This window comes from Rhizobium sp. 768_B6_N1_8, from assembly GCF_051811225.1.
In the GTDB taxonomy this organism is placed as follows: Bacteria; Pseudomonadota; Alphaproteobacteria; order Rhizobiales; family Rhizobiaceae; genus Rhizobium.
The window spans coordinates 3,634,893-3,657,464 of the sequence record NZ_JBPWPV010000001.1; the positions used below are offsets into that span (position 1 = coordinate 3,634,893).

The window sequence follows — 22,572 nt, forward strand, 5'->3', positions numbered from 1 at the left end:
ACGATATGTCCAGTAATCACGACGCACCTGCGACACGCATCTTGCGCTCCGTCCTGCTGCTCGGGCGCCGCTTGCGGGCTGCGCGCCCCGAAGGTCCGCACAGCCTGTCGACCATTGCGATCCTCGCCACGCTTCATCGCTTGGGGCCGATGCCCGCCTGGCGGCTCGCCCTGGAAGAACATCTGCAGCCGCAATCGGTCACCCGCATCATCGCGGCCCTTGAGCGCGACGGGCTGATCAGCCGCGCGCGTAGCGAGGCCGACCGCCGCGAGATCGAACTGTCGATCACCCCTCGTGGCCGCACGGTGTTGTCCGAGGACATAGGCGCTCGCCGCGCCTGGCTCGAAAGGACGATGGACGACCGCCTGACGCCGGAAGAGCGCGATACATTAATAGAAGCGTCGGAAATTATGCTGAAACTCGCCTATGCCCATATCGAGAACGAGGAGCAATCAGGCGAGGAATAGGCCCTTTTCACCTGTTGCAATCAGCCACAAGCGGTTATGTTTGCCGGACAACGATACTGGATTTGAGATGACGCCCAAGGAATTGAAGGCTCAATTGCGCGCTGAGCGTCTGGCGCTCAGGGATGCCATCCCGACGGATCTGCGCGCGGCCAAAAGCCTCGATATGGCAGCCCATGCCGGCGATGCGATTGTTTTTACACCCGGCACCATCATCTCCGGTTTTCTACCGATCCGTTCGGAAGCCGATCTGCAGCCGCTGATGGCGCGGTGGCGCGGACGCGGCGCCCGCCTTTGCGTGCCCGCAATCGTCGACAAGCAGACCATCGTCTTCCGTGAACTCGTCCACGGCGTGGCACTGATCGGCACCGGCTTCGGTACGGTCGGCCCAAGCGAAGACGCTGCTATCCTCGACCCCGAAATCATGCTCGTGCCGCTGTCGGCCTTCGATTCCCGCGGCCACCGCATTGGCTACGGCGCCGGCCATTATGACCGTGCAATCGGCCGTCTCCGGCAAAAAGGCCTGTCGCCGAAGCTGATCGGCATTGCATTTGACTGCCAGGAAGTGGCAGAGGTACCGGCTGAGCCGCATGACATAAGCCTGGATGCCATCCTGACGGAAAGCGGCCTGCGCCATTTTACCTCACGGATTGGATAGGGAATGCGACTGCTATTTCTGGGTGACATGGTCGGCAAGACGGGACGCACGGCGGTCTGGGACCGCCTGCCCGGTCTGGTTTCCGACCTGAAGCTCGACTTCGTCATCGTCAATGGCGAAAACGCCGCCGGCGGCTTCGGCATCACCGAAGACATCTTTCTGGAAACGATCAATGCCGGCGCCGATGTGGTGACAACCGGCAATCACGTCTGGGACCAGAAGGATGCCGTCGCTTTCGCAGGCCGCCATGACCAGTTTCTGCGTCCGGCAAATTATCCGCAGGGAACGCCCGGCCGCGGCTCCGGTCTTTTCTATGCGCGCAACGGCGCGCGTGTGCTCGTCGCCAACATCATGGGCCGCGTCTTCATGCATCCCGAGCTCGACGACCCCTTCAAGGCGGCTGAGACGATCCTTGCCGCCTGCCCGCTGAAGGAGCAGGCCGATGCCATCATCTTCGATTTCCATGCGGAAGCGACGAGCGAAAAGCAGTGCTTCGGCCATTTCGTCGATGGCCGCGCCAGCTTCGTCGTCGGCACCCACACTCATGTGCCGACCGCCGATGCGCAGATCCTGAATGGCGGCACCGCCTATATGTCGGATGCCGGCATGTGCGGCGATTACGATTCCTCGCTCGGCATGGACAAGGAAGAACCGCTGAACCGCTTCATCTCCAAGATGCCGAAGGGCCGTATGGAAGCCGCTACTGGTCCCGCCACCATCTGCGGCGTCGGCGTGGAAATTTCGGATGCGACGGGTCTGGCCGAAAAGATCGCCCCGCTGCGCCTTGGCCCGCGGCTTGCCGAAACGATCCCGGAGTTCTGGCGCTAGGCCACTGCAACACGCAATTGTGAGCATGGTCCGGCTGGACCACTGCGACGGCATGCCGCATCCTCGCGGCTTCGTGAAAGCGCCGGAGGGGTGGCATGAAGCCGCATTGTCTTGTCCTCGCTATCGCATGCCTAGCGGTTTTCACCGCACCGCGCCTTGCCGCAGCCCAGGAAAACCGCAGACCTGTCAGCCAGTGCCAGGCTATCGCGCAGACTATCCCCAAGGCGACCTTCGCCAGCTTCTCCGTTACGGCGCCGATAATCCCGGCGGTGTCCGAGGACGAAGATGTTAAATTCACCTACCTTGGCCATTCTACCTTCGAGATCGACACACCCAGCGGCATTGTCATCGCCACCGATTATAACGGCTGGTACAAACCCGCGGTAACACCCGATGTCGTGACCATGAACAAGGCGCATCAGACGCATTACACGCTGACGCCAGACCCGGGCATCAAGCATGTTCTGCACGGCTGGAGCGATATTCCCGGCGACAAGGCGAAGATCAATCTTGTCGTCGGCGATGCCTATATCCGCAATGTGACGACGGATATCCGCTTCAGCTACGGGCTCGGCGGATCGCAGCAGGACGGAAATTCCATTTTCATCTTCGAGATCGCCGGCCTCTGCATCGGCCATCTCGGCCACCTGCATTATGAGCTGACCGACACACATTACACTGAAATCGGCAGGCTGGATGTGGTCATGGTGCCGGTCGATGGCGGCCTGACCATGGGTGCAGACAGTATGAGCCGTGTCATCAAGCGGCTGCGCTCGTCGCTGATCTTGCCGATGCATCGCCGCGGCCCGCCGGTTAACACCTTCATCTCGATGTTCGGCAATGGTTTCAACGTCAACTACGCGCCCGACAACAGCATCACCGTTTCGCTGCGCACGCTGCCGAAAAAGCCTCTGATCTATGTGATGAAGGACGTGCAGTAAAAAGGCCCGGACCATGCCGGGCCTGTTTGCTCACGCAAATTGCAGATGCCGTTTAATGCCGACGTCAGGCATCTTCTCCTCATCGAAATTGGCCTTGGCAATTTCCCAGCCAAATTTCAGCTTGCTGCCGGTCGAGACCCAGATGTCGGCGTCATCGACATGCATGGAGAGCATCGTCAGCTTTGGATCCTTCTTGCCACCTTCGTACCAGGCGGCAACGACCGAGTTCCAAAACTCCTCGATTTTCGAGGGATCAGGGTGCACCTCGATAACCCCGGACAGGCAGGCATGATAATCATGGTTCTTGCCGATGACGCAGAAATGCGCGCGGCTGCCTGGTTTGATCATCTGCACGAGTTCGGCATCCGTCTTGGTATAGAACCAGATCGTATTGGTGGTCGGATCGACGTTGGGTGCCATCGGCTGCATGTGCATATCGATGCCTGAAAGACCAAGCATGCCGGCATTGATATCGTTGATCTGATCCCAGAGCTGACGTGCCGGTTGTTCCCGGGCTTCAGTGAAGCTTGCCATTGCCGTTCCTTTCCTGCTGGTGTTGTCGGTTGAAAACGTCATCTCCTCGGCTTTGTTCCGCCCACCACCACGCCACCAGGGAAGGATCGAAAAGCTGCTTTTTCCTTGAATATCGCCCTTTCCGATCTTATAAGGCGGCCCATTCCGAACAATGAGACGTGAACAGGGGTGCCATGGCTGGCCATTCACAGTTTAAAAACATCATGCACCGTAAGGGCCGTCAGGATTCCGTGCGCTCGAAAATGTTCTCCAAGCTCGCGCGCGAAATCACCGTTGCCGCCAAGGCCGGCCTGCCCGACCCGACGATGAACGCCCGCCTGCGCCTGGCGATCCAGAACGCCAAGGCCCAGTCTATGCCGAAGGACAATATCGACCGCGCCATCAAGAAGGCTTCCGGCGCCGATACGGAGAACTATGACGAGGTCCGCTACGAAGGCTACGGCCCAGGCGGCACGGCGATCATCGTCGAGGCCCTGACCGACAACCGCAACCGCACCGCCTCCAACGTCCGCTCAATCTTCACCAAGGCCGGCGGCGCACTCGGCGAAACCGGCTCGGTTTCCTTCTCCTTCGACCACGTCGGCGAAATCACCTACAAGCTGTCCGCCGGCGATCCCGACAAGGTCATGGAAGCCGCGATCGAAGCCGGCGCCGATGATGTGGAGACCGACGAGGAAGGCCACTACATCACCACCGCCTTCGAAGCCCTCGGCGAAGTCGCCAAGGCGCTCGAAGCATCCCTCGGCGAAGCCGATACCGTGAAGGCAGTCTGGCGCGCCCAGAACAACGTACCGGTCGACGAAGAGAGGGCGCAGTCGCTGCTGAAAATGATCGACTCGCTTGAAGACGATGACGACGTCCAGAACGTCTATTCGAACTTCGAAGTCTCCGAAGAAGTTCTGGCCAAGCTCTCGGCTTAAAGCCATCCAGGATATTGAATCGAAAAACCCGGCCATTCCGCCGGGTTTTTGTTTGCTGGGATGCTCTGGCGGCTAGGCCGCAGCCCGCATGAAGTTGCCAAGCCCGGCAAAGAGCTCCACCGATTTCAACCGCGCCTCGATATCATGGATCGGCATGGAGATGATGACCTCATCGGCCTGCGTCTCCTTGAGGAATTCATTGAGCTGGGCTTCGGCCGTGGCCGGCGAACCGACGACGGCGTAGCGTAGCGTGTGCTCGACATTCATCTTTTCCATCGGTGACCAGAAGGCATCCATATCCCTGACCGGCCGTGGGAAAGGCCCGCGCACATTGCGCCGCAGATTGACGAACTGCTGTTGAGCCGAGGTGAAGTGATACTGCGCCTCCTCGTCCGTCTCAGCAACCGCGCCCATGACGCCGACCATCACATAGGGCTTGTCGAGTTCCGACGAGGGCTGGAACCGGTCGCGATAGATCGCGATAGCATCAAGCAGCATGTCAGGCGCAAAATGCGAAGCAAAGGCGAAGGGGAGGCCGAGCATGGCCGCAAGCTGGGCGCTGTAGAGGCTGGAGCCGAGCAGCCAGATCGGGATGTGTGAATCGTTGCCGGGTACGGCGAGGATCGCCTGGTTTTCGATCGGTGTGCCGAGAAGCTGCTGCAGTTCCACCACATCATTGGGGAAACTATTTGCACCCGCGTCGAGGTTGCGCCGTAGCGCCTGCGCCGTGCGCATGTCCGTTCCGGGCGCGCGGCCAAGACCGAGATCGACGCGGCCGGGAAACAAGGCTTCCAGCGTGCCGAACTGTTCGGCGATGACGAGCGGCGCATGGTTCGGCAGCATGACGCCACCCGAGCCGATGCGGATGGTCTTCGTCACCGCACCGATCTGACCGAGGATGACAGACGTCGCCGCACTCGCGACGCCGGGCATGCCGTGATGCTCCGCCATCCAGAAACGCGTATAGCCGAACTCCTCCGCCTTCTGTGCCATACGCTTCGACGCTTCAAAGGATTGGCTGATGGTCGTGCCTTCGGCCACAGGGGAAAGATCGAGAATGGAAAACGGAACCATGGAAACCTGCCGCTCGAGAATGGGAGTGCGGTCTATGTAGGTTCGCCGTGGCGCTATTCCAAATCGCGGCGCCAACAAAAGCTGCCGCGGAAAATAACTGTCATTCGTCGAAAGCCGGGGAGAATTTCAAAGCGCCTGATGGCGGCGATCCCTTGAAGATGACCCTCTGGACATATCGCGTATCGAGATCGCCATAGGTCAGCTTCCCATCGCTCTCGAAGCCAGCGCCGCGATAGACCGAGGGATTGCCGATCAGCGCGCAGCCGGTCGCATCACGCTCTCTCAGCAGATCGAGCCCTTTCAGGATCAACTCTCTGCCGATCCCCTGCCGCTGCCGCTCCGGCTTTACCGAAATCGGCCCGAGCCCATACCATCCATCCTCGATATCACCGATCGTGATCGGCGAGAAAGCGACATGGCCGATGATCTCCCCGCCCTCTTCCGCGACGAGAGATAGTATCAAATCACCAGACGCGCGAAGATCCCTGACAATCCGCGCTTCGGTATTGTTGCTGTAAGGCATCGGCTCGAACGCCACCCGCGTCAGCGAGTGAATGGCATCCGCATCCTCGGGTCTTTCGAACCGGATCAGCATGATGCAATCACGCCCGTTTGCGCAGCAGATGCATGTCGGCGCTCTGCTGCTGATACCCTTCAGCAAGGGTGAAATTGCCGAGCTGGCGGTCCATCTCCACAGCTTCGGTTGCCAGACGGTGGATTGCAGCCGTCGTCTCCTCGACCATCGCCGCATTCTGCTGCGTCATGGAATCGAGCTCGGCGACTGAGCTGTTGATCTGCCGCAGGGTGTCGGCCTCTTCACGGGTGGATTCCATGATCTCGTTGATCTGGCCGTTGATGGATTCAACATGACCACCGATGCCGGTCAGCGCAACGCCGGCCCTTTCAACGAGCGCCACGCCGCTTTCCACCTCATGCGTGGATTTCTGCAACAGGCTGGAGATTTCCTTGGCAGCGCTCGAAGACCGCTGCGCCAGTTCGCGTACCTCCATGGCCACGACCGCAAAGCCCTTGCCGCTTTCGCCGGCGCGTGCCGCCTCGACGCCGGCATTCAGTGCCAGCAGATTGGTCTGGAAGGCGATATCGTCGATGACCGAAATGATGGTGTTGATCTGCCGTGAAGACGCCTGGATCGCTTCCATCGCCGCGATCGTCTCGCGCATGATCTGGCTGGAGCCGATCGTCTCCTTCTTGGCATCGCGGGCGATGCGCGCGGCCTGCTCGGCGCGTTCGATCTGTACGCGCACCGACTGGGTGATGGCGCTGATCGCGTTGGCCGTCTCCGTGATCGAGCTTGCCTGGCGCTCGGTGCGGCCGGCCAGTTCATCGGCACCCGTCCGCATCTCCTCGGAACCGGCCCGGACGGCCATGGAGTTGCCGCCGATCGCCGTCATCGTTTCGTTAAGCGTCGCCAGTGCCTCGTTGAAGTTCACACGCAGGCTTTCGAGCTCGCTCGGGAAGCGGGTTTCGATCTGGTAGGCCAGATCACCACTCGCCAGATGGTGAAGCCCCTCGTCGAGTGCCGCGACGACATCCTGCAGGCTGCGGGCCTCCGCCTCGCGCTGAGCCAGATTCTGCTGGCGCTCGCTTTCAGTCCGCATGCGCGTTTGCTCGCTCGCAGCTTCGAGCTCGCGGCCTTCGATCAGCGACTGCTTGAAGCGAGCAAGCGCTTTCGCCATCGTGCCGATCTCATCCTGGCGGTTCTGGCTGCCGATCTCGACGCCGAGCTTGCCGTCAGCGACTTCGCGCGTCACGCCGGCAAGACGGGCAAGCGGCGAGAACAGGAAGTTGGTGATAAGGCCTGTGGCAATCGCCATGACAACGAGAACGCCAATGCCGATCGAGGTCAGCAATGTGGCGACCTCGATAGAGCCGGCATTCAATTCGCTGAGCAGCACGCTTTCAACGACGAGGAAACGGTCAGCGCGATAATCGATACCGCGGACGTAGGCGCGTGCCGCACCGTCGGCGCGATCGAAATCTGAAACCGTCATCGCAGAGCTCGCAAGCGCGTCCTTGATGAAGGTGAACGGTGCAGCATCGAGCGTCGCAAGCTGGCCGGATGCATTGAGACCAACGGCCGAACCATCAGCCGAAATGATGGCCGTCTTTGCCGTGCTGCCGGACACGATACCCTTTGCCAGAATGCTGGTGACGATATCGTCGCGCACCTTGAACAGCATCAGTCCCTTCGCCTGGCCGAGCTTGACGATCGGCACGGCATAAAAGATCGCCGACTTGCCGCTGCCGGCATCGACACGCAAGCCGGAGAAGGCCGTCGGCGCGGAATCGTCCGTCGCTTTGGTGGTGTTTTCGATTGCCTTGGCATAGGCGATGCCCGCGCCGGTCGATTTCCAGGCGTCCGACTTCAGGTTTTCGGCGAAGTCGTCATTCTTCTTGTAGGAATAGAGCACGGTGCCGTCGAGATCGACGATCAAGAGGTCGTTGAAGGCGGTATCGGCGAGGTCACGCGCCACTTCGCCCTGCGTCTTCTCATGGCTCGAATAATAGAAACCGCTCGGACCCTCCGGCTTTGCGAGCTTCTCGCGCTGGTCGGCCGGGTTCGGATTGTTCGTGATGAAGACCTTCTTCAGCTCACCGCGAGCATCGCCGGAGCTCTTCTCCATCGTCTTCCAACCGCTCTTCAGGTTGGTGATCGACATCTGCAGCGCTTCGATGCGCGCAATCGAGGTTGCCTGGTTCTCAAGCTGCTCGAGTTGGTCCTGCAGCATGTCGCCGCGGAAGATCAGCACGCTCTCCTTGGCCTTCAGCGCCTGTTCGTCGGAAACGCGGCTGCTGGCGAAATAGGCGAGGATATTGATCACCGCGACCGAAAGCGTGGTCAGCAGGATGAAGGTGGCTATCACCTTGAAGGACAGGGACTGAAATCTCTGAGCCATGAAAACGAACCCTTCCGGAACGGCGCCGCCGGCGAGTGGATCATGGAGACATCACCCACCGGTTGAACTGCAAACAGAGCATCGGAAGCCTTAAGCTTTGCGAAAGCCGGCTCCTCTCACATTTGATGGATTAGAATTCAGGCATTCGGTTTAATTCGCGGTAAATGCGGTCCCGCAAAAACAAGGCATGTTTTTGTTTTGTTCACATATCGATGGCACTTATTTCACCATCGCTATAGGGTGAACCATGCAAAACACGATTCGCATCATCGGTATCGATCCCGGCCTTCGCCGCACGGGATGGGGCATCATCGATACGCTCGGCAATTCGCTGCGCTTCGTTGCCTCGGGAACCGTCACCTCGGATGGCGACATGGATCTCGCCTCGCGCCTCTGCCAGCTGCATGACGGTCTTGCTGATGTGGTCCATTCCTACAAACCGGAGGAAGCCGCCGTCGAACAGACCTTCGTCAACAAGGACGCGGTCGCCACGCTGAAGCTCGGCCAGGCCCGTGGCATCGCCATGCTCGTGCCGGCCCGTGCGGGTTTGCCGGTATCGGAATATGCGCCAAACGCCGTGAAGAAGACCGTCATCGGCGTCGGCCACGGCGAAAAGAAGCAGATCCACATGATGCTGAAGATCCTGATGCCGAAGGCGGAGTTCAAAGGCGACGACGCTGCCGACGCATTGGCGATCGCCATCTGCCATGCTCATCACCGTGGCGCAAACCGCATGCGGCAGGCAATCGCCGGCGCTCACCAAACCCACCCCTGACGGAACAAGATCATGATCGGCAAGCTGAAAGGCACAATTGATGAGATCGGCGATGATTACGTGCTCGTGGATGTGCACGGCGTCTGCTACGTCGCTTTTTGCTCGGCGCGCACGCTCTCGAAGCTAGGTTCCGTCGGAGAGGCCTGCGTGCTCTTTATCGAAACCTATGTGCGTGAGGACCAACTGAAGCTCTTCGGCTTCCAGACGCAGCTCGAACGCGAATGGTTCAACCTGCTGCAGAGCGTTCAGGGCGTCGGCGCGAAAGTGGCACTCGCCGTGCTTTCGACTCTCACTCCGCCCGAGCTTGCTAATGCCATCGCGCTGCAGGACAAAACGGCTGTTTCGCGCGCTCAGGGCGTCGGTCCCAAGGTCGCGATCCGTATCGTCACCGAGCTCAAGAACAAGGCGCCCGCCTTTGCCGGCGAGGCGATCAATATCGGCCTCAAGCAGGAGATCGGCGAAGGCGTGGCCGCAGCCCCCGTTGCCGACGCCGTTTCGGCCTTGACCAATCTCGGCTATTCGCGTGATCAGGCGGCCAATGCGGTTGCCGCCGCCATGAAGACGGCCGGCGAAGATGCGGATAGCGCCAAGTTGATCCGCCTCGGCCTGCGGGAACTCTCACGCTGATGGCCCCACAGGGTGTCAATGCAGGCCGCTTGGTGTATGGACTTGAGCAAGCTTCTAACGGAAATACCCAATGACTGATGCCCGCCTGATAACGCCGGAAAAGCGTGGCGAAGACTTCGACACCACGCTGCGCCCGCAGTCTCTGGACGAGTTCACCGGCCAGGCGGAGGCGCGCGCCAATCTCAAGATCTTCATCGAAGCGGCCAAAAACCGCGGTGAGGCGCTGGACCACGTTCTCTTCGTCGGCCCGCCCGGCCTTGGCAAAACGACATTGGCGCAGATCATGGCAAAAGAGCTCGGCGTCAATTTCCGCTCGACCTCCGGCCCCGTCATCGCAAAGGCCGGCGATCTGGCCGCTCTGCTGACCAATCTCGAAGAGCGCGACGTTCTCTTCATCGACGAAATCCATCGCCTCAACCCGGCGGTCGAGGAAATCCTCTATCCAGCCATGGAGGATTTCCAGCTTGACCTCATCATCGGTGAAGGCCCTGCCGCCCGCTCGGTGAAGATCGACCTGTCGAAATTCACGCTCGTTGCCGCCACCACCCGCCTCGGCCTGCTGACGACACCGCTGCGCGACCGTTTCGGCATTCCGGTGCGTCTCTCCTTTTATACGGTGGAGGAACTGGAGCTGATCGTCCGCCGCGGCGCCCGCCTGATGGGCCTTGGCATGACCGATGACGGCGCCCGCGAGATCGCGCGGCGCGCCCGCGGCACCCCGCGCATTGCCGGCCGCCTGCTGCGCCGCGTGCGCGACTTCGCCGAAGTCGCAAGGGCCGAAGCCGTCACTCGCGAGATCGCCGACGAGGCTCTCACGCGCCTGCTGGTCGATAATATGGGCCTCGACCAGCTCGACAAGCGCTACCTCAACATGATCGCCGTCAATTTCGGCGGCGGCCCGGTCGGCATCGAAACCATCGCCGCCGGCCTCTCCGAGCCGCGCGACGCGATCGAAGACATTATCGAGCCCTATATGATCCAGCAGGGTTTTATCCAGCGCACGCCGCGCGGCCGCGTTCTGACCGCAATCGCATGGAAACATCTCGGCATGCAGCCGCCGAAGGATATGGAGGCTGCTCAGTTCGGGTTGTTCCGGGAGGACGATTGATTGATCAGCCGGCGCAGCTTTTTCAAACTCATGGGCGGCAGCTTTGCCGGCCTCACGGCACTCGGCGGATATGCCTTCGCCTATGAACCACTCGCCCGGCCTGCGATTTCCCGTTACGCGCTGACCCCGCCAGGGTGGGCGCCCGGCCTGAAGCTGCGGCTTGTCGCACTTGCTGATCTTCACGCTTGCGAACCCTGGATGTCCACAGCCCGCATCGCTTCGATCTGCGCCCACGCCAACGAACTGGGAGGTGATATCACGCTCCTGCTTGGCGATTACGCGGCCGGCATGAACATGGTGACGCGCTATGTCCATTCCAGTGAATGGTCGAAGGCGCTGGCAACGCTCAAGGCCCCGCTCGGCGTCCATGCGATCATGGGCAACCATGATTGGTGGGAGGACAGGACCGCACAGAAGATTGGCGGAGGCGATACTTTCGGGCACAGAGCCTTGGCCGAAGCGGGCATCTCCGTTTACAGCAACCGTGCCACCCGGTTGGAAAAGGACGGGAATGGCTTTTGGCTGGCGGGTCTGGAGGACCAGCTGGCGCTCCTGCCGGGCAGGAAATGGGGCCGCAGCCGGATGCAAGGCCTCGACGATCTCGGCGGAACGCTTGCGCAGGTTTCCGACGACGCGCCCGTTATCCTCCTTGCCCACGAGCCCGATATATTTCCACGCGTGCCCGAACGAGTATCGCTGACACTGTCCGGCCATACGCATGGAGGACAGATCCGCCTTTTCGGCTATTCGCCAGTCGTGCCCTCGCGCTATGGCGACCGTTATGCCTACGGCCATATCGTCGAAAACGGCCGTAATATTATCGTCTCCGGCGGGCTCGGCTGCTCCATGGCGCCTATCCGCTTCGGCGTTCCGCCGGAAATTGTGGTCATCGATCTCGGATAACGTCATGCCCAAGCGAACCGTCGTTCGCCTCAATGCAGGCAGTCAGCGCTTCAATTACCGCATCGCCGGGCTCGGCTTTCGTGACGGGCACCTGCTTGTCCATCGCGCAGTTCACGAACCTTTCTGGACCATCCCTGGCGGTCGGGCCGAGATTGGCGAGACTTCGGAGGAAACATTGAAGCGTGAGATGATGGAGGAGCTCGGTGTCGAGGTGACCGTCGGCCGCCTGCTCTGGATCGTCGAGAATTTCTTCCACTATGAAGGCCGCGAGTGGCACGAACTCGGCTTCTACTATCTCATGGAAATACCCGAGAATTTCCCTTTCCGCACGCATGAGATCATTCATCGGGTGGAGGACGGCGACAACCATCTGGAATTCAAATGGGTGCCCGCAACATTCCAGGCCCTGACCGCGCTCGATATTCCGCCCTATTTCCTTGCCGGCGAGATTGAAAATCTGCCAGTCACACCCCGCCATCTCGTGTGGCGCGATGGTGATCTCGACGACAAGGACTAGCGCAATTCCAGCAAGAGCGTGAAATCGGTTATGCACTCAGAGTTGCGTGAAAACAAAGAGATAAATCATTTCCGTGGTTCGGAGATAAACGGAAATGCTCCAAGGAGGAGACGCGATGCCGAGTTTCGACCCCTGCCGCATGTTCCGAAAGCTTGCCTACAACAATGCCCTGGCGAACAACCGGCTTCTTGCCGCCTGCGCAACCCTCAAGTCCGGTGAATTCGAGGCCACGCGCACAAGCTTTTTCCCATCGATCAAATCGACGCTGAACCACATCCTCACAGTCGACTGGTTCTATGTCGATGGGCTGGAAGGCGGCACGCTCGGCCTTAACGCTTTCGACACCGAAGAACCCTTTGACGATATCCGATCGCTCTCCGCAGAACAGGCGAAGGTCGACCAGCGCCTTGTTGCAATCTGCGAAGGGCTGACACTCGAGAGGCTTGCTTCGACCGTGGAGCTTCAGCGCGATGGCCGCACCCAGCGAGAGCGTATGGAGGATGTACTAAGCCACCTTTTCCAACATCAGACGCATCACCGCGGACAGGTACATGCCATGCTGGCCGGCAGCAGCGTCGCTCCGCCGCAACTCGACGAATTCATTGTCGACGACGATGCGAGGTTTCGGGGCGGCGAGATCGCCGCCCTTGGCTGGAGTGAACAGATGCTGATGCGTTAGAGCAATTCCAGCAAAAGTGCGCAGCGGTTTTTGCATTCGGAATTGCGTGAGCCAGAAATACTCATCCTTTGACGCGCGCCTTTAGGCCATTAATGATCGTCTTGGTCAGAAGATCGTAATTTTCGTCAAAGTGATGATCGCCCGGGAGCTCGATGACCTCGCCGCCAACATCCTTCACGGCGGGGCAAGCCACGTCGTCATCATCATCCTTGCCGTAGACGCATTGGACGAGCTTCGGATCGGCGCCCTTGAGATCCTTGATGGGATCGCCGCCTGCCCCATCCGTCTTCTGGCCGAGCCAGCCCATGACGGAAATGACGTAATCGACCTGGTGCGATAGCGACAAAAGCGAAATCTGCGCTACTGCCGCCTTTTCGGCAGGTTTCAGAAGCTGATAGGTAGCGGGCAGGATATCCGCGCCGAAGGAATAGCCGATCAGCAAGACGTGCTTAACCTTCCACTGTTTGCGGTAGAATTCGATGATACGAGAGAGATCGTCGGCCGTTTCCTGCGGCTTCCGCTCCGTCCAGAAATAGCGCAGCGAGTCGATGCCGACGACGGGAATGCCTTCCTTCTGCAGCATGCCGCCTACTTCCTTGTCGATATCGCGCCAGCCGCCGTCGCCGGAATAAATCACGGCCATCGTATCGAGGTTCGGCTTGGCGTCGAGAATGGCAAGCGGCAGCCCGAGCGGATTGTCGAAGGCGCCCGAAGCCGTCACCAGATCGTCGAGCGTATCGGCAAACACAGTCTGTGCATCATCGGACGAGTCGCGGATATCGATCGCCTCATGCGCCTTTTTCAGATCCTCCACGTGAGCGCGACCGTCCTTATCGGCAGCAGGCGTGAAGGTGGCGATAACAGGATCCGGCAGGGCGCCATCGGTGAGCCCATAAACACTGCGGTCGCCGACCACCTTCCTCGTGGCCGGGGTGCAGAGCTCCTTGCTCAACGGAATGCCGGCACGCGGATCGACGGCAAATGTCTGGCCGATCGTCGCATCGGGTGTCTGTGCGGCAATGGCAAGCGCCAGCGCGCCGCCCTCGCCGATGCCGGCAACGATCGGCAGGTGATAGGGGCTGTTGCCGGCGGCGCGCTGCACCTGCTGGCTGAGCGACTCAATATCGGAAACCGTGTAGATGCAGCCGTCGTTGAGACTGACGTCATAGCGGTTCAACGCTTCCATATAGGACGGAAAATCGACGCCGATGACGACGGAACCCTGCGAAACCAGACGGTCTGCTTCGGTCTTTTCATTGTCTCCCCAGCCGGCTGCATCCGAAATCAGAAAGACGGCGCCCTTCACCTCGCCCTGCGGCAGGAAGATATGCGGCGAAGGAATAAGGCCAGTCTCGAAGGTCTGGGTGGTTTCATCCGCAGCATAAGACGGCGCAGCCGCGAGCATGCTGACGCACGCAGCAGCAAACAGTAACTTTTTCATCATTTTCTCACTACCCCTTTCAATCCGCCGCCGATCAGTAATGTCGCATCCATCAATGCGATCATCGGATTGCCCCCTCCTGAAACCGCAAGATAGCGCGGTTGCCAGTGCGGATGAAACTTGGATTTGAAGGCGCGAAGCCCCTTGAAGTTGTAGAAGCGCTCGCCGTGTTCGAAGACGGTACCGCCGATACGGTCCCAAACGGGCGCCACCTCGCGTTTCGACATGCCGGAGAGGGGCGCCATGCCGAGGTTGAAATGCGTAAAACCCTGGATGCGCAGATATTCCATGATCTGCACGAACAGGAAGTCCATAGACCCCTTCGGCGCATCAGGCGAGAAGCGCATCAGGTCGATCGTCCCCTCCTCTTTCGCCGCGGTGACAAGGATATTGGCAAAGGCAACGATCCGGCCGCCCTTCTTGAGAACGCCGACCGGCTGCGACGCCACATAGTCCGGATCGAAGGCGCCGAGCGAGAAGCCCTTCTCCTTGGCATTGTGATGCTCGAGCCACGCGTTGGAAACGGCCGAGAGATCGTCGATGATTCCGGGGATATCGACGGGTTCGACAACGCTGAATTCCAGACCGTCGCGCTGGGCGCGGCTTGCGGTCTGGCGCAAATTCGCCCATTTGCCACCCTTCATCTCGAAGGTATGCAGATCAGCCACTGCAAGCTCGCCGAGCTTGAAGGCGCGCAGACCCGCATCCGCACAATGTGAAAGCAGCGCCGGCGAGATCTGGTAAAAGACGGCGCGGCAGCCTGCGGCGCGCGCCGCTTCCACGAAACGCCAGACCAATTCCTGCACCGCATGATGGTCGCCGATCGGATCGAACAGCGCGATCCACGAGCGGCCCTGCCGGCCATACATGATGAAGGCATCGCCCTTTTCCGAGAACATGATGGACTTGTCGCCCATGCGCACCAGATTGGCGTCCGCACTGTCCTGTTTCTCGACGATCTCGACAGCACGGCGCACCGCCTCCTCATCCGCCGGCTCCGGCTTGAAGGTCGCTGGCCGCAACAGGCTGAAAATGGCGATCGCCGAGGAAATGATGGTGATGCCGAGTACGGCACGCAGTCCGCGCGGCGCTTCCGCCGCGAATTCAAACTGCCACCAGAGTTGGTTGCTGTATTCCACGTCGCGATAGACGAAGAGCAGGATGACAACCGCGCCGACGATGATCACGGCAATCGCCATCAGCCAGGATGCCGTCATCGCCTGATTGAGAAGCGAAGCATGGCGGGTAAAGAGCCGGCGGCTGACGAACAGGCCGAAGACCAGAAAGGCGAGGAAGGCCGCCTCGACAAGGGCAATCGCCTTCAGCAGCGAGAGCGTCAGAGCGGCAACGGCAGAAAACACCGCCACCCACCAGGCACCATCGAGCCGCTGGCCGAGGCCACGGGCGGCAACGACAAGTGCAAGGCCGAGCAGACTGGAGAGGAAATGCGCGCCTTCCACCATCGGCAGCGGCAGATAATTGGAGAGGAATTCGAGATTCTGATCGGGCGTCGGCGTCACGCTCGAAAAGATCAGCATGACGCCCAGGAGCAGCGCCAGCGCCGAAAGAAGCTGCGGCATCAGCCGCCCGCCGATGCGCCGCACGCTGGAAGCAGCCGGATGATCCACGAAGCGGCGTAGCTCCGTGGCGGAGACCGCAAGGATGGCGATCAAGAGCGGCAGCACATGATAGATCAGACGGTAGAGCACCAATGAGCCGAGAACGGCATCGATATTTACCGCGCTGCCGAGCGAAGCGATGATGACTGTTTCAAAAACGCCGAGGCCCGCCGGCACATGGCTCAGCACGCCAAGCCCGACGGCAATCGCATAAACCGCCAGGAACACCGGCCAGCCGATCGCCGTCTGCGGCAGGAGCACGTAAAGCACAGTGGCGGAGGCTGCGATATCGAAGGCGGTCACCAGGAACTGACGCGACCAAGTGCGCGAATCCGGCAAGCGAAGTGCGATCGACCCGATTTCGATCACCCGGCCCTCGCGGCCGAGCACCATGAGGGAGCCGAGAATCGCCAAGATGACAGCCGCGATGATACGAAGCCACAGGCTGCTGACACTGATCAGCGGCGCGATTTCATCGGCGATGATGAGAAGCGCGATCGCCGACACGGCAGCAAGGCCAAGGCCGAAGGACAGCGTCACGAAGGCGATGACGCGGCCGATATCTTCAGGCGAAAGCCCAAGCCGCGTATAGGCGCGGTAACGGATCGCTCCACCCGAAAGCGCGCCGAAACCAGCGGTGTTACCGACCGCATAGGCACTGAAGGCCGTGAGCGCGACATGCGGGAAAGGCAGCCGCTTGCCGATATACTCGATTGCGTTGAGATCGTAGAAGACGAGTGCCATAAAGCTCAGCGCGGTAAAGAACAAGGCGAGCAGGATCGAACTCAGCCGCGTTTCCGCCAGGGCCTCGACGACGTCGTCATAGCGCACTTCATCTGTCAGCTGCATGATCGCGTAGCCGACAAGGCAAAAAATGAGGAGCGTGGCAAGAGCCGTCAGCGGAGTGCGATAGCGCCGGAAAACTGCGCCAAAGGAAAAGCCCTCATCAGTCTCTGAATTCTCTTCCAACTTGCCGTGACCCGACATCTCGTACCTGCTGCAATTGCCAATCTGGCGGGAATCTCTTTTGAGAGACGTAACATAAGCAACATGCAAGCTCTATGAACCATGTTGCGGCTACCCACACCCGCGCACTTGCCGCCTCCTTCATCCTCAATTGGGGCAAATTTGCGCAGTGCACAGGCTCGATCGCATTGCAATTTCGTAAGCTTCGCCTTGCATTAGAAGATCAGGCGGCCGGCTCACCCCCGGCACGGGCTTGAGCCGCGTAACGCGCTGCGGCAACGTTCGCCTCAATCTCGCGCTCGCCCGAAACCTGCACGGTCGGAACGGCGAATTCGATGCCGTTCTCCTTGAAGGCATTGCGGATCATCGCCAGCGCATTGCGGCGGATGACGAACTGCTCGCCGGGTTTGGTCATCATAGAAAGGCGGAGCTCGATTGCGAATTCGCCGAACTGCTCCACACCCTTCATCTTCAGCGTTTCGATGATATTCGGACCCCACTCGGGGTTTTCGAGAAGCTGCTGGCCGATCTGCTTGATGATCTTCTTCGTTTTCACGAGATCGGTGTCGTAGGTCACGTTCAGGCTTATCTTGTCGATCGTCCAATCGCGGTTGAGGTTCTTGACGGCCCCAAGCTCCCCGAAAGGCACCGTCGTCAGCGGCCCGCGGTGATGGCGAAGTTTAACGGAACGCAGGCTGAAGGCTTCGACCACACCCTTGTGGCTGCCGCTTTCGATATATTCGCCGACGCGGAAGGCATCGTCCCACAAATAGAACATGCCGCTGATGACATCCTTGACGATGGTCTGCGCGCCGAAGCCAACCGCAACGCCGACGACACCGGCGCCGGCAATCAGCGGCCCGATTTCGATACCGACGCCCGAGAGCACCATAAGGGCCGCGATCAGGGCGATAACGACCGCGATGATGTTGCGGAAGATCGGCAGTAACGTCTGCAGACGAGCGCGCTTGACTTTCTCCTCGTCGCCGATTGGGCCATCGACAGGAGAATCCAGTAGCTTGCCGTCGATATAGGCCTTGACGAGATGCCAGAGCAGGTCCGCCGCAAGCAGGATGACAATGCCGCCGATGATGCCGCGCACCACCCGGTCGATCATCGTTTCGTTCGACGTCATCATCATAGCAGTTTCGACGCCGAGCATGCGCCCAAGCCAGATCGCCGCAAAGGCGATGATCAGAGCCCGCACACCGCGATCAAGCAACACGGTCGCAATACGCCGCTGGGCAAGGAAGCCCGCTTCGGCATGGTGGAAGGATTTGACGGCGAGCGTCGATACGGCAAGCACTCGCGGCAGCAGCAGGAGATAGATCAAGACCCAGAGGAGCCAATCGAAGCTCAAGACCCAGATGCCCCAGAGCAGTACGAAATAAAGGGTCAGCAGCCAGGTGACGGCATGGCTGCGCCGCGTTTCATTTCCCGGTCGTGACCAGACTGCTTCGGTCGCGATCAGGAAAAGACCGATGCCCAGCACATAGCCGACCAGATATCGCGTGGCCATCGAATAGCCCAGCGGCTCCATCGCTTGGAGAACGACCCAGCCGAAAACGAAATAGATGACGAATAGCGTGCAGCGCCGAAACCAGAATTGCGCGACGGCCGGGTCAACCGCAACGGTCTCGCCCTCGCCGCGCGGCAGGGTGACGAGATCGACGATGACACCACCGATGGAAACGGCGAAACGCTGCACAACAACAGCGATGGCGATCGCGATCGCGATATTCTGGCTGATCGGCGGCCAGTTGAAGCTGACCAACGCAAGCCCCGTTGCGAGACCGAAGACGATGGCGGGAATAACGCGCGCGGCCAGCCGCGTGCCGGTCATCTGCGCTGCTCGCTCCCGCCTTTCACGCACGGCCCTCCGCACCAGGATTTCGACGATGAATCCGGTGACGAGGATGGCAAGAAATTGCGCCGCCATGCGAAGTGGACCGGCCGCTCTCAATTCGCCAAGAAAAAGCGATGAAGCCCGCGCGATTTCTGATGGCAGCGTCATGGCCGCACCAGACACCATGGCGATGTGTCGGCGGGCGTGCTGAAGGCGGTCGGACAATATCGACATTTCCTGGTCATTGCCGTCAGAAGCTGCCGGCGCCGCCATCTGCGTCGCCATCCATTGCTTGACCTCCGGCGTCTGCATCAGCTCCATCATCTGTCGCACCTGGGCAGGCGGTGGCGCAACGTCAGCGGAAGCTGCCGGCGTCGTCTGTGCGGAAACGGCGCTGAAAAGAGAAAGCAACACCATGATGCCGCAGATGCCGATCGCAGAAATTCGCCCCATGCCCGCCTCCGGTTTTACACGTCAGGCATTTATGCAAGTGCTGCAGCCGAAAAGCCAGACGAACAAACGGTCTAGGCCGTAGTGACGACCAAAAGAAAGCCGCCGAACCTCGCGGACCGGCGGCTGACATAAAACAATGCGCTTAGATTACTTATGCGGCTTCTCGGCATGGCCGCCGAAGCCGGCACGCATGGCCGAAAGCACCTTGTTGGCGAACTCGTCCTGGTCGCGCGAGGAGAAACGACCGTGCAGTGCGGCGCTGAGCACCGGGGTCGGCACGCTTTCGTCGATGGCAGCCATGATCGTCCAGCGGCCTTCGCCGGAGTCTGAAACACGACCTGCATATTGGTTAAGGGCCGGGTCCTTGTGCAGCGCATCGGCCGTCAGGTCGAGCAGCCAGGAGGTGATGACGCTTCCTCGGCGCCAGACTTCGGAAATTTCCGGCAGGTTGAAATCGTACTGGTAATATTCCGGATGGGAAAGCGGTGCCGTCTCGGCATCGGCCTCATGCGTCAGGGCGCCGACATTGGCGTGCTTCAGGATATTGAGGCCTTCGGCATAGGCGGCCATCAGACCATATTCGATGCCGTTATGAACCATCTTCACGAAGTGGCCGGCACCATGCGGGCCACAATGCAGGAAACCCTGCTCGGCGGTGCTGAGAGCTGCAGCTTCCGGCGTGCGGTTCGGCGAGGCTTCCGCGGTGCCGTTGCCCGGCGCCAGCGTTGCGAAAATCGGCGACAGATGCTGCACGATACCCTTCTCGCCGCCGATCATCAGGCAATAGCCGCGTTCGAGGCCGAAGACGCCGCCGCTGGTGCCGACGTCGACATAGTGGATGCCCTTGGTGATGAGTTCCGCGCCACGGCGGATGTCGTCATGATAATAGGAGTTGCCGCCGTCGATGAGGATATCGCCGTCATGCAGCAGCGGAAGAAGTGAGGCGATCACCTTGTCGGTGATCGCAGCCGGCAGCATCAGCCAGACGGCGCGTGGGCGCGCGAGCTTCGAGACGAATTCTTCGAGCGAGGCGCTGCCTTCCGCACCAAGGCCAGCAAGCTCGGCGACGCTTTCCGGCTTGGCGTCATAGACCACGCATTCGTGGCCGCCCCGCATCAAGCGCTGGACCATGTAATTGCCCATACGGCCCAAACCTACCATGCCAAGCTGCATCTGAAATCTCCTGGGATTTAATCGATATGATTCCGGAAACTAACACCCGCATCGTGACAGGCAAGCGAAGTCTCTGTCACGAAAGCGAGTGCGTCTATTGCACCTTGCGCAGGGCTATGCCTTCCGCACTTAGCAATCTGCCGTCTTTAGAGCGTAATTCCAACCCTCCAACTGACATATAGCCGCCTCATCGGCGGCTATATGATCACTTCTGCCTGCTCGGCACCGGTTCAGCTCGCCGCTAATTGCGGCTGGTCTCCCGTACCAGATGTACGATGCCAGTTGGGTTGAGGATCCAGCCACCGCGAAGATTGGGTGGCAGTGGCTCGATGGGATCGCAGCGCGGAACACCGGCCTTCTCCAGGTACTCCGCTGCACGATCGAAATCCGGCGTCATGAATTCCAGCCAGAGCTCGGCCTGGCTCATGGTCTCGACACGGTCGATCCAAAGCCGGATCGGCCCAAGCTCGAAGGAGATATCGTCCCCTTCGATTTCTTTCAGTTTCACGATGTCGCGATAGAAGGAAACGGTGGCTTCGTACTGATGCGGCGGAACCTTCATCGCAACGTCGACGCCGCCATAGATCAGATCATTCATGACGCTTCCCCTCAACCTTCCTGCGCTTTGGCCTGCTCACCCCGCATCTCGCTGAGGAACATGCCTTCGCGCAGATTGATGCCGTATTCGACGAAGGCTTTCATGCAGCAGAACATCTGCGTCCAGCCTTCGAGATTCTGGTAGGTTCCGCGGCGCCCCGGCGCATCCTCACGCCAGCCATCCTCGGCGATGGTCACCATGGTGCCACCATCATCAAGCGGTTTGAAATTCATCTCTACGAGCGTTTTGTAAGGCTTCTTCTCCTCGTCTGCTGCGCCATCCCAGCGCAGCACGATCTTGCTGTCAGGCACGAGCTCGACCACTTCAACCGGCACATCTTTCCACCAGGTCACCGTCGTGCCCTGCACCAGCGGCGCGCTGGCACCGCCCACCGTGGTGAAATAGCCCGACAGTTTCTTCGGATTGACGACCGCATCGAAGACATCAGCCACCGGGCGGCCGATGCGGCCCGAGACGCGAATATTGAGGGACATGCGACTTCCTCCTCTTCTCCGTTGTATCTGGTTCAATTATGTTATAAAAAGATAACATGTCAAGCGAATCGGATGACGATCCCATTTTCAAGGCGCTGGCGCATCGCCGCCGCCGCGATATTCTCGATCTTCTTAAGGAAGAGCCGCGCACGACAGGTGCGCTCTGCGAAGCATTTCCGGAGATGGATCGCTGCACTGTCATGCAGCATTTGAAGGTGCTGGAAGAAGCCGATCTGGTGATTGCCAGGAAGGAAGGAAGGGAGCGCTGGAACCATCTGAACAGCCTGCCGATCAAGCAGATTCATGACCGCTGGATCAGCGCCTATGCCGGCCACGCCTTGTCCATTCTCGACCGGCTGAGGAGCGACCTCGACAGCCCTTCCCACTAACTTGCGGCGGCAATCGTCGCGGCTCTATGATAAAGAGGGGGGAGGAACCATGCCGATATCGGGATCTGCCATCCGTCGCATGCGCCAGCTGCGCAATATGAAGCAGGAGCACCTGGCGGAATTGCTCGCCGTCAACCAGGCGACCGTCTCCCGCTGGGAGCGCGGCATCCTGCCGGTCACCGTCGCCCAGGCAAGGCGGCTGGAAAGCATCTTCGCTTCCCCGTCATCCTCCGCCGATGCCGCATTGAAACGGCTGGTCAAACATTCCCGGAGCAAGGTTCATCTCATCTGCGACCGCACCCACAGGCTTCTTGCCGCTTCCAGTGCACGGCAGAGCGAATGGCGCCTGCCGCTCTCCGATTTTCTGGACAGGCCTCTGTTCTCCTATGCGTCGCAGGAGATCGTAAAGACGGAGGGCGTACTCGTCGGCCTCGGCTGGCATGAGGGCCAAATAAATTCGCTGACACTGGAGACAGGCGCTAACGGAAATCCGCACCTGCCTATTGCCGCCGGGCGTGTGCTCTGGGAGCGCATCTTCCTGGCCGATGGCAGCGCCGCAAGGCTGGTTACAACAATCGGCTGAGCCTGCAGAATTCCTGTATCCTGCTGCATAAATTATGCGTTGCCCCGCCGAAGCGGCCTTTGTT

General features: G+C 60.0%; 23 protein-coding genes. 13 read left to right on the forward strand and 10 right to left on the reverse strand.

The genetic code is table 11. The features are described 5' to 3' along the window. Positions 1-5: 5 nt before the first annotated feature. The 4 genes from AB8B33_RS18710 to AB8B33_RS18725 all read left to right on the forward strand — a co-directional run bounded on the left by AB8B33_RS18710 (position 6) and on the right by AB8B33_RS18725 (position 2,891). Entirely contained in the window at positions 6-467 is a 462-nt protein-coding gene (locus tag AB8B33_RS18710) for a MarR family winged helix-turn-helix transcriptional regulator (RefSeq protein WP_439016481.1), read from the forward strand. A 67-nt stretch (positions 468-534) separates the two neighbouring features. After that, positions 535-1,122: a 5-formyltetrahydrofolate cyclo-ligase gene (locus AB8B33_RS18715; RefSeq protein WP_439016482.1), complete on the forward strand. Its 588-nt coding sequence runs from the start codon at positions 535-537 to the stop codon at positions 1,120-1,122. Between the two features lie 3 nt (positions 1,123-1,125). After that, the gene (locus AB8B33_RS18720) at positions 1,126-1,950 is read left to right on the forward strand and encodes a TIGR00282 family metallophosphoesterase (RefSeq protein ID WP_007827096.1); all 825 of its coding nucleotides are present in this window, start codon (positions 1,126-1,128) and stop codon (positions 1,948-1,950) included. Between the two features lie 95 nt (positions 1,951-2,045). Continuing rightward, on the forward strand, positions 2,046-2,891 hold the full coding sequence (locus AB8B33_RS18725) for an MBL fold metallo-hydrolase (protein ID WP_439016483.1): 846 nt from the start codon (positions 2,046-2,048) through the stop codon (positions 2,889-2,891). A 30-nt stretch (positions 2,892-2,921) separates the two neighbouring features. Here AB8B33_RS18725 and AB8B33_RS18730 read toward each other — a convergent pair whose 3' ends face one another. After that, positions 2,922-3,425 carry a pyridoxamine 5'-phosphate oxidase family protein gene (locus AB8B33_RS18730; RefSeq protein WP_113323807.1) on the reverse strand — a complete coding sequence of 168 codons (504 nt, stop codon included), beginning with the start codon at positions 3,423-3,425 and terminating at the stop codon, positions 2,922-2,924. Between the two features lie 173 nt (positions 3,426-3,598). Here AB8B33_RS18730 and AB8B33_RS18735 point away from each other — a divergent pair, with 173 nt between their 5' ends. Beyond that, positions 3,599-4,345: a YebC/PmpR family DNA-binding transcriptional regulator gene (locus AB8B33_RS18735; RefSeq protein ID WP_113323808.1), complete on the forward strand. Its 747-nt coding sequence runs from the start codon at positions 3,599-3,601 to the stop codon at positions 4,343-4,345. Between the two features lie 72 nt (positions 4,346-4,417). Here AB8B33_RS18735 and AB8B33_RS18740 read toward each other — a convergent pair whose 3' ends face one another. From AB8B33_RS18740 to AB8B33_RS18750, 3 genes are all read right to left on the reverse strand, one after another. Continuing rightward, positions 4,418-5,419, reverse strand: a complete 1,002-nt coding sequence (locus AB8B33_RS18740; RefSeq protein ID WP_439016484.1) for an LLM class flavin-dependent oxidoreductase — start codon at positions 5,417-5,419, stop codon at positions 4,418-4,420. A 100-nt stretch (positions 5,420-5,519) separates the two neighbouring features. Next, complete coding sequence (locus AB8B33_RS18745) at positions 5,520-6,014, reverse strand: GNAT family N-acetyltransferase (protein ID WP_439016485.1); 495 nt, start codon at positions 6,012-6,014, stop codon at positions 5,520-5,522. 7 nt (positions 6,015-6,021) lie between these two features. Beyond that, positions 6,022-8,337 carry a methyl-accepting chemotaxis protein gene (locus AB8B33_RS18750; RefSeq protein WP_439016486.1) on the reverse strand — a complete coding sequence of 772 codons (2,316 nt, stop codon included), beginning with the start codon at positions 8,335-8,337 and terminating at the stop codon, positions 6,022-6,024. Positions 8,338-8,584: 247 nt separating this feature from the next. Between AB8B33_RS18750 and ruvC the strand changes: the two genes are divergently transcribed. The 6 genes from ruvC to AB8B33_RS18780 all read left to right on the forward strand — a co-directional run bounded on the left by ruvC (position 8,585) and on the right by AB8B33_RS18780 (position 12,946). After that, positions 8,585-9,112 carry a crossover junction endodeoxyribonuclease RuvC gene (gene ruvC / locus AB8B33_RS18755; protein ID WP_037103815.1) on the forward strand — a complete coding sequence of 176 codons (528 nt, stop codon included), beginning with the start codon at positions 8,585-8,587 and terminating at the stop codon, positions 9,110-9,112. Between the two features lie 12 nt (positions 9,113-9,124). Next, entirely contained in the window at positions 9,125-9,739 is a 615-nt protein-coding gene (gene ruvA / locus AB8B33_RS18760; protein WP_037103812.1) for a Holliday junction branch migration protein RuvA, read from the forward strand. A 70-nt stretch (positions 9,740-9,809) separates the two neighbouring features. Then, the gene (gene ruvB, locus AB8B33_RS18765; protein WP_183735182.1) at positions 9,810-10,847 is read left to right on the forward strand and encodes a Holliday junction branch migration DNA helicase RuvB; all 1,038 of its coding nucleotides are present in this window, start codon (positions 9,810-9,812) and stop codon (positions 10,845-10,847) included. Continuing rightward, positions 10,848-11,750, forward strand: coding sequence for a metallophosphoesterase (locus AB8B33_RS18770; protein ID WP_439016487.1), 903 nt, complete (start codon positions 10,848-10,850; stop codon positions 11,748-11,750). A gap of 4 nt (positions 11,751-11,754) precedes the next feature. After that, positions 11,755-12,267, forward strand: a complete 513-nt coding sequence (locus AB8B33_RS18775; RefSeq protein ID WP_113320853.1) for an NUDIX hydrolase — start codon at positions 11,755-11,757, stop codon at positions 12,265-12,267. A gap of 115 nt (positions 12,268-12,382) precedes the next feature. Next, the gene (locus AB8B33_RS18780) at positions 12,383-12,946 is read left to right on the forward strand and encodes a DinB family protein (RefSeq protein ID WP_439016488.1); all 564 of its coding nucleotides are present in this window, start codon (positions 12,383-12,385) and stop codon (positions 12,944-12,946) included. Between the two features lie 61 nt (positions 12,947-13,007). Here the strand turns inward: AB8B33_RS18780 and AB8B33_RS18785 are convergent, their stop codons facing one another. The 6 genes from AB8B33_RS18785 to AB8B33_RS18810 all read right to left on the reverse strand — a co-directional run bounded on the left by AB8B33_RS18785 (position 13,008) and on the right by AB8B33_RS18810 (position 21,536). Further along, a complete protein-coding gene (locus tag AB8B33_RS18785; protein WP_439016489.1) occupies positions 13,008-14,390 on the reverse strand; it encodes a virulence factor family protein in 1,383 nt (460 codons plus the stop codon). Then, positions 14,387-16,993: a bifunctional lysylphosphatidylglycerol flippase/synthetase MprF gene (gene mprF, locus AB8B33_RS18790; RefSeq protein WP_439016490.1), complete on the reverse strand. Its 2,607-nt coding sequence runs from the start codon at positions 16,991-16,993 to the stop codon at positions 14,387-14,389. Before mprF ends, AB8B33_RS18785 begins: the two co-directional genes overlap by 4 nt. Positions 16,994-17,195: 202 nt before the next feature. After that, a complete protein-coding gene (locus AB8B33_RS18795) occupies positions 17,196-19,271 on the reverse strand; it encodes a mechanosensitive ion channel family protein (RefSeq protein WP_439016491.1) in 2,076 nt (691 codons plus the stop codon). Positions 19,272-19,418: 147 nt separating this feature from the next. Beyond that, positions 19,419-20,444, reverse strand: a complete 1,026-nt coding sequence (gene gnd, locus AB8B33_RS18800; protein ID WP_113320857.1) for a phosphogluconate dehydrogenase (NAD(+)-dependent, decarboxylating) — start codon at positions 20,442-20,444, stop codon at positions 19,419-19,421. Positions 20,445-20,685: 241 nt separating this feature from the next. Next, the gene (locus AB8B33_RS18805) at positions 20,686-21,042 is read right to left on the reverse strand and encodes a hypothetical protein (RefSeq protein ID WP_113320858.1); all 357 of its coding nucleotides are present in this window, start codon (positions 21,040-21,042) and stop codon (positions 20,686-20,688) included. A gap of 11 nt (positions 21,043-21,053) precedes the next feature. Continuing rightward, complete coding sequence (locus tag AB8B33_RS18810) at positions 21,054-21,536, reverse strand: SRPBCC domain-containing protein (protein ID WP_439016492.1); 483 nt, start codon at positions 21,534-21,536, stop codon at positions 21,054-21,056. 56 nt (positions 21,537-21,592) lie between these two features. On the opposite strand from AB8B33_RS18810, the gene AB8B33_RS18815 reads away from it, so the two are divergent. Both AB8B33_RS18815 and AB8B33_RS18820 read left to right on the forward strand, forming a co-directional pair. Continuing rightward, positions 21,593-21,925, forward strand: coding sequence for a metalloregulator ArsR/SmtB family transcription factor (locus AB8B33_RS18815; RefSeq protein WP_113320860.1), 333 nt, complete (start codon positions 21,593-21,595; stop codon positions 21,923-21,925). Positions 21,926-21,974: 49 nt separating this feature from the next. Beyond that, a complete protein-coding gene (locus tag AB8B33_RS18820; protein WP_113320861.1) occupies positions 21,975-22,508 on the forward strand; it encodes a helix-turn-helix domain-containing protein in 534 nt (177 codons plus the stop codon). Positions 22,509-22,572 lie beyond the last annotated feature (64 nt).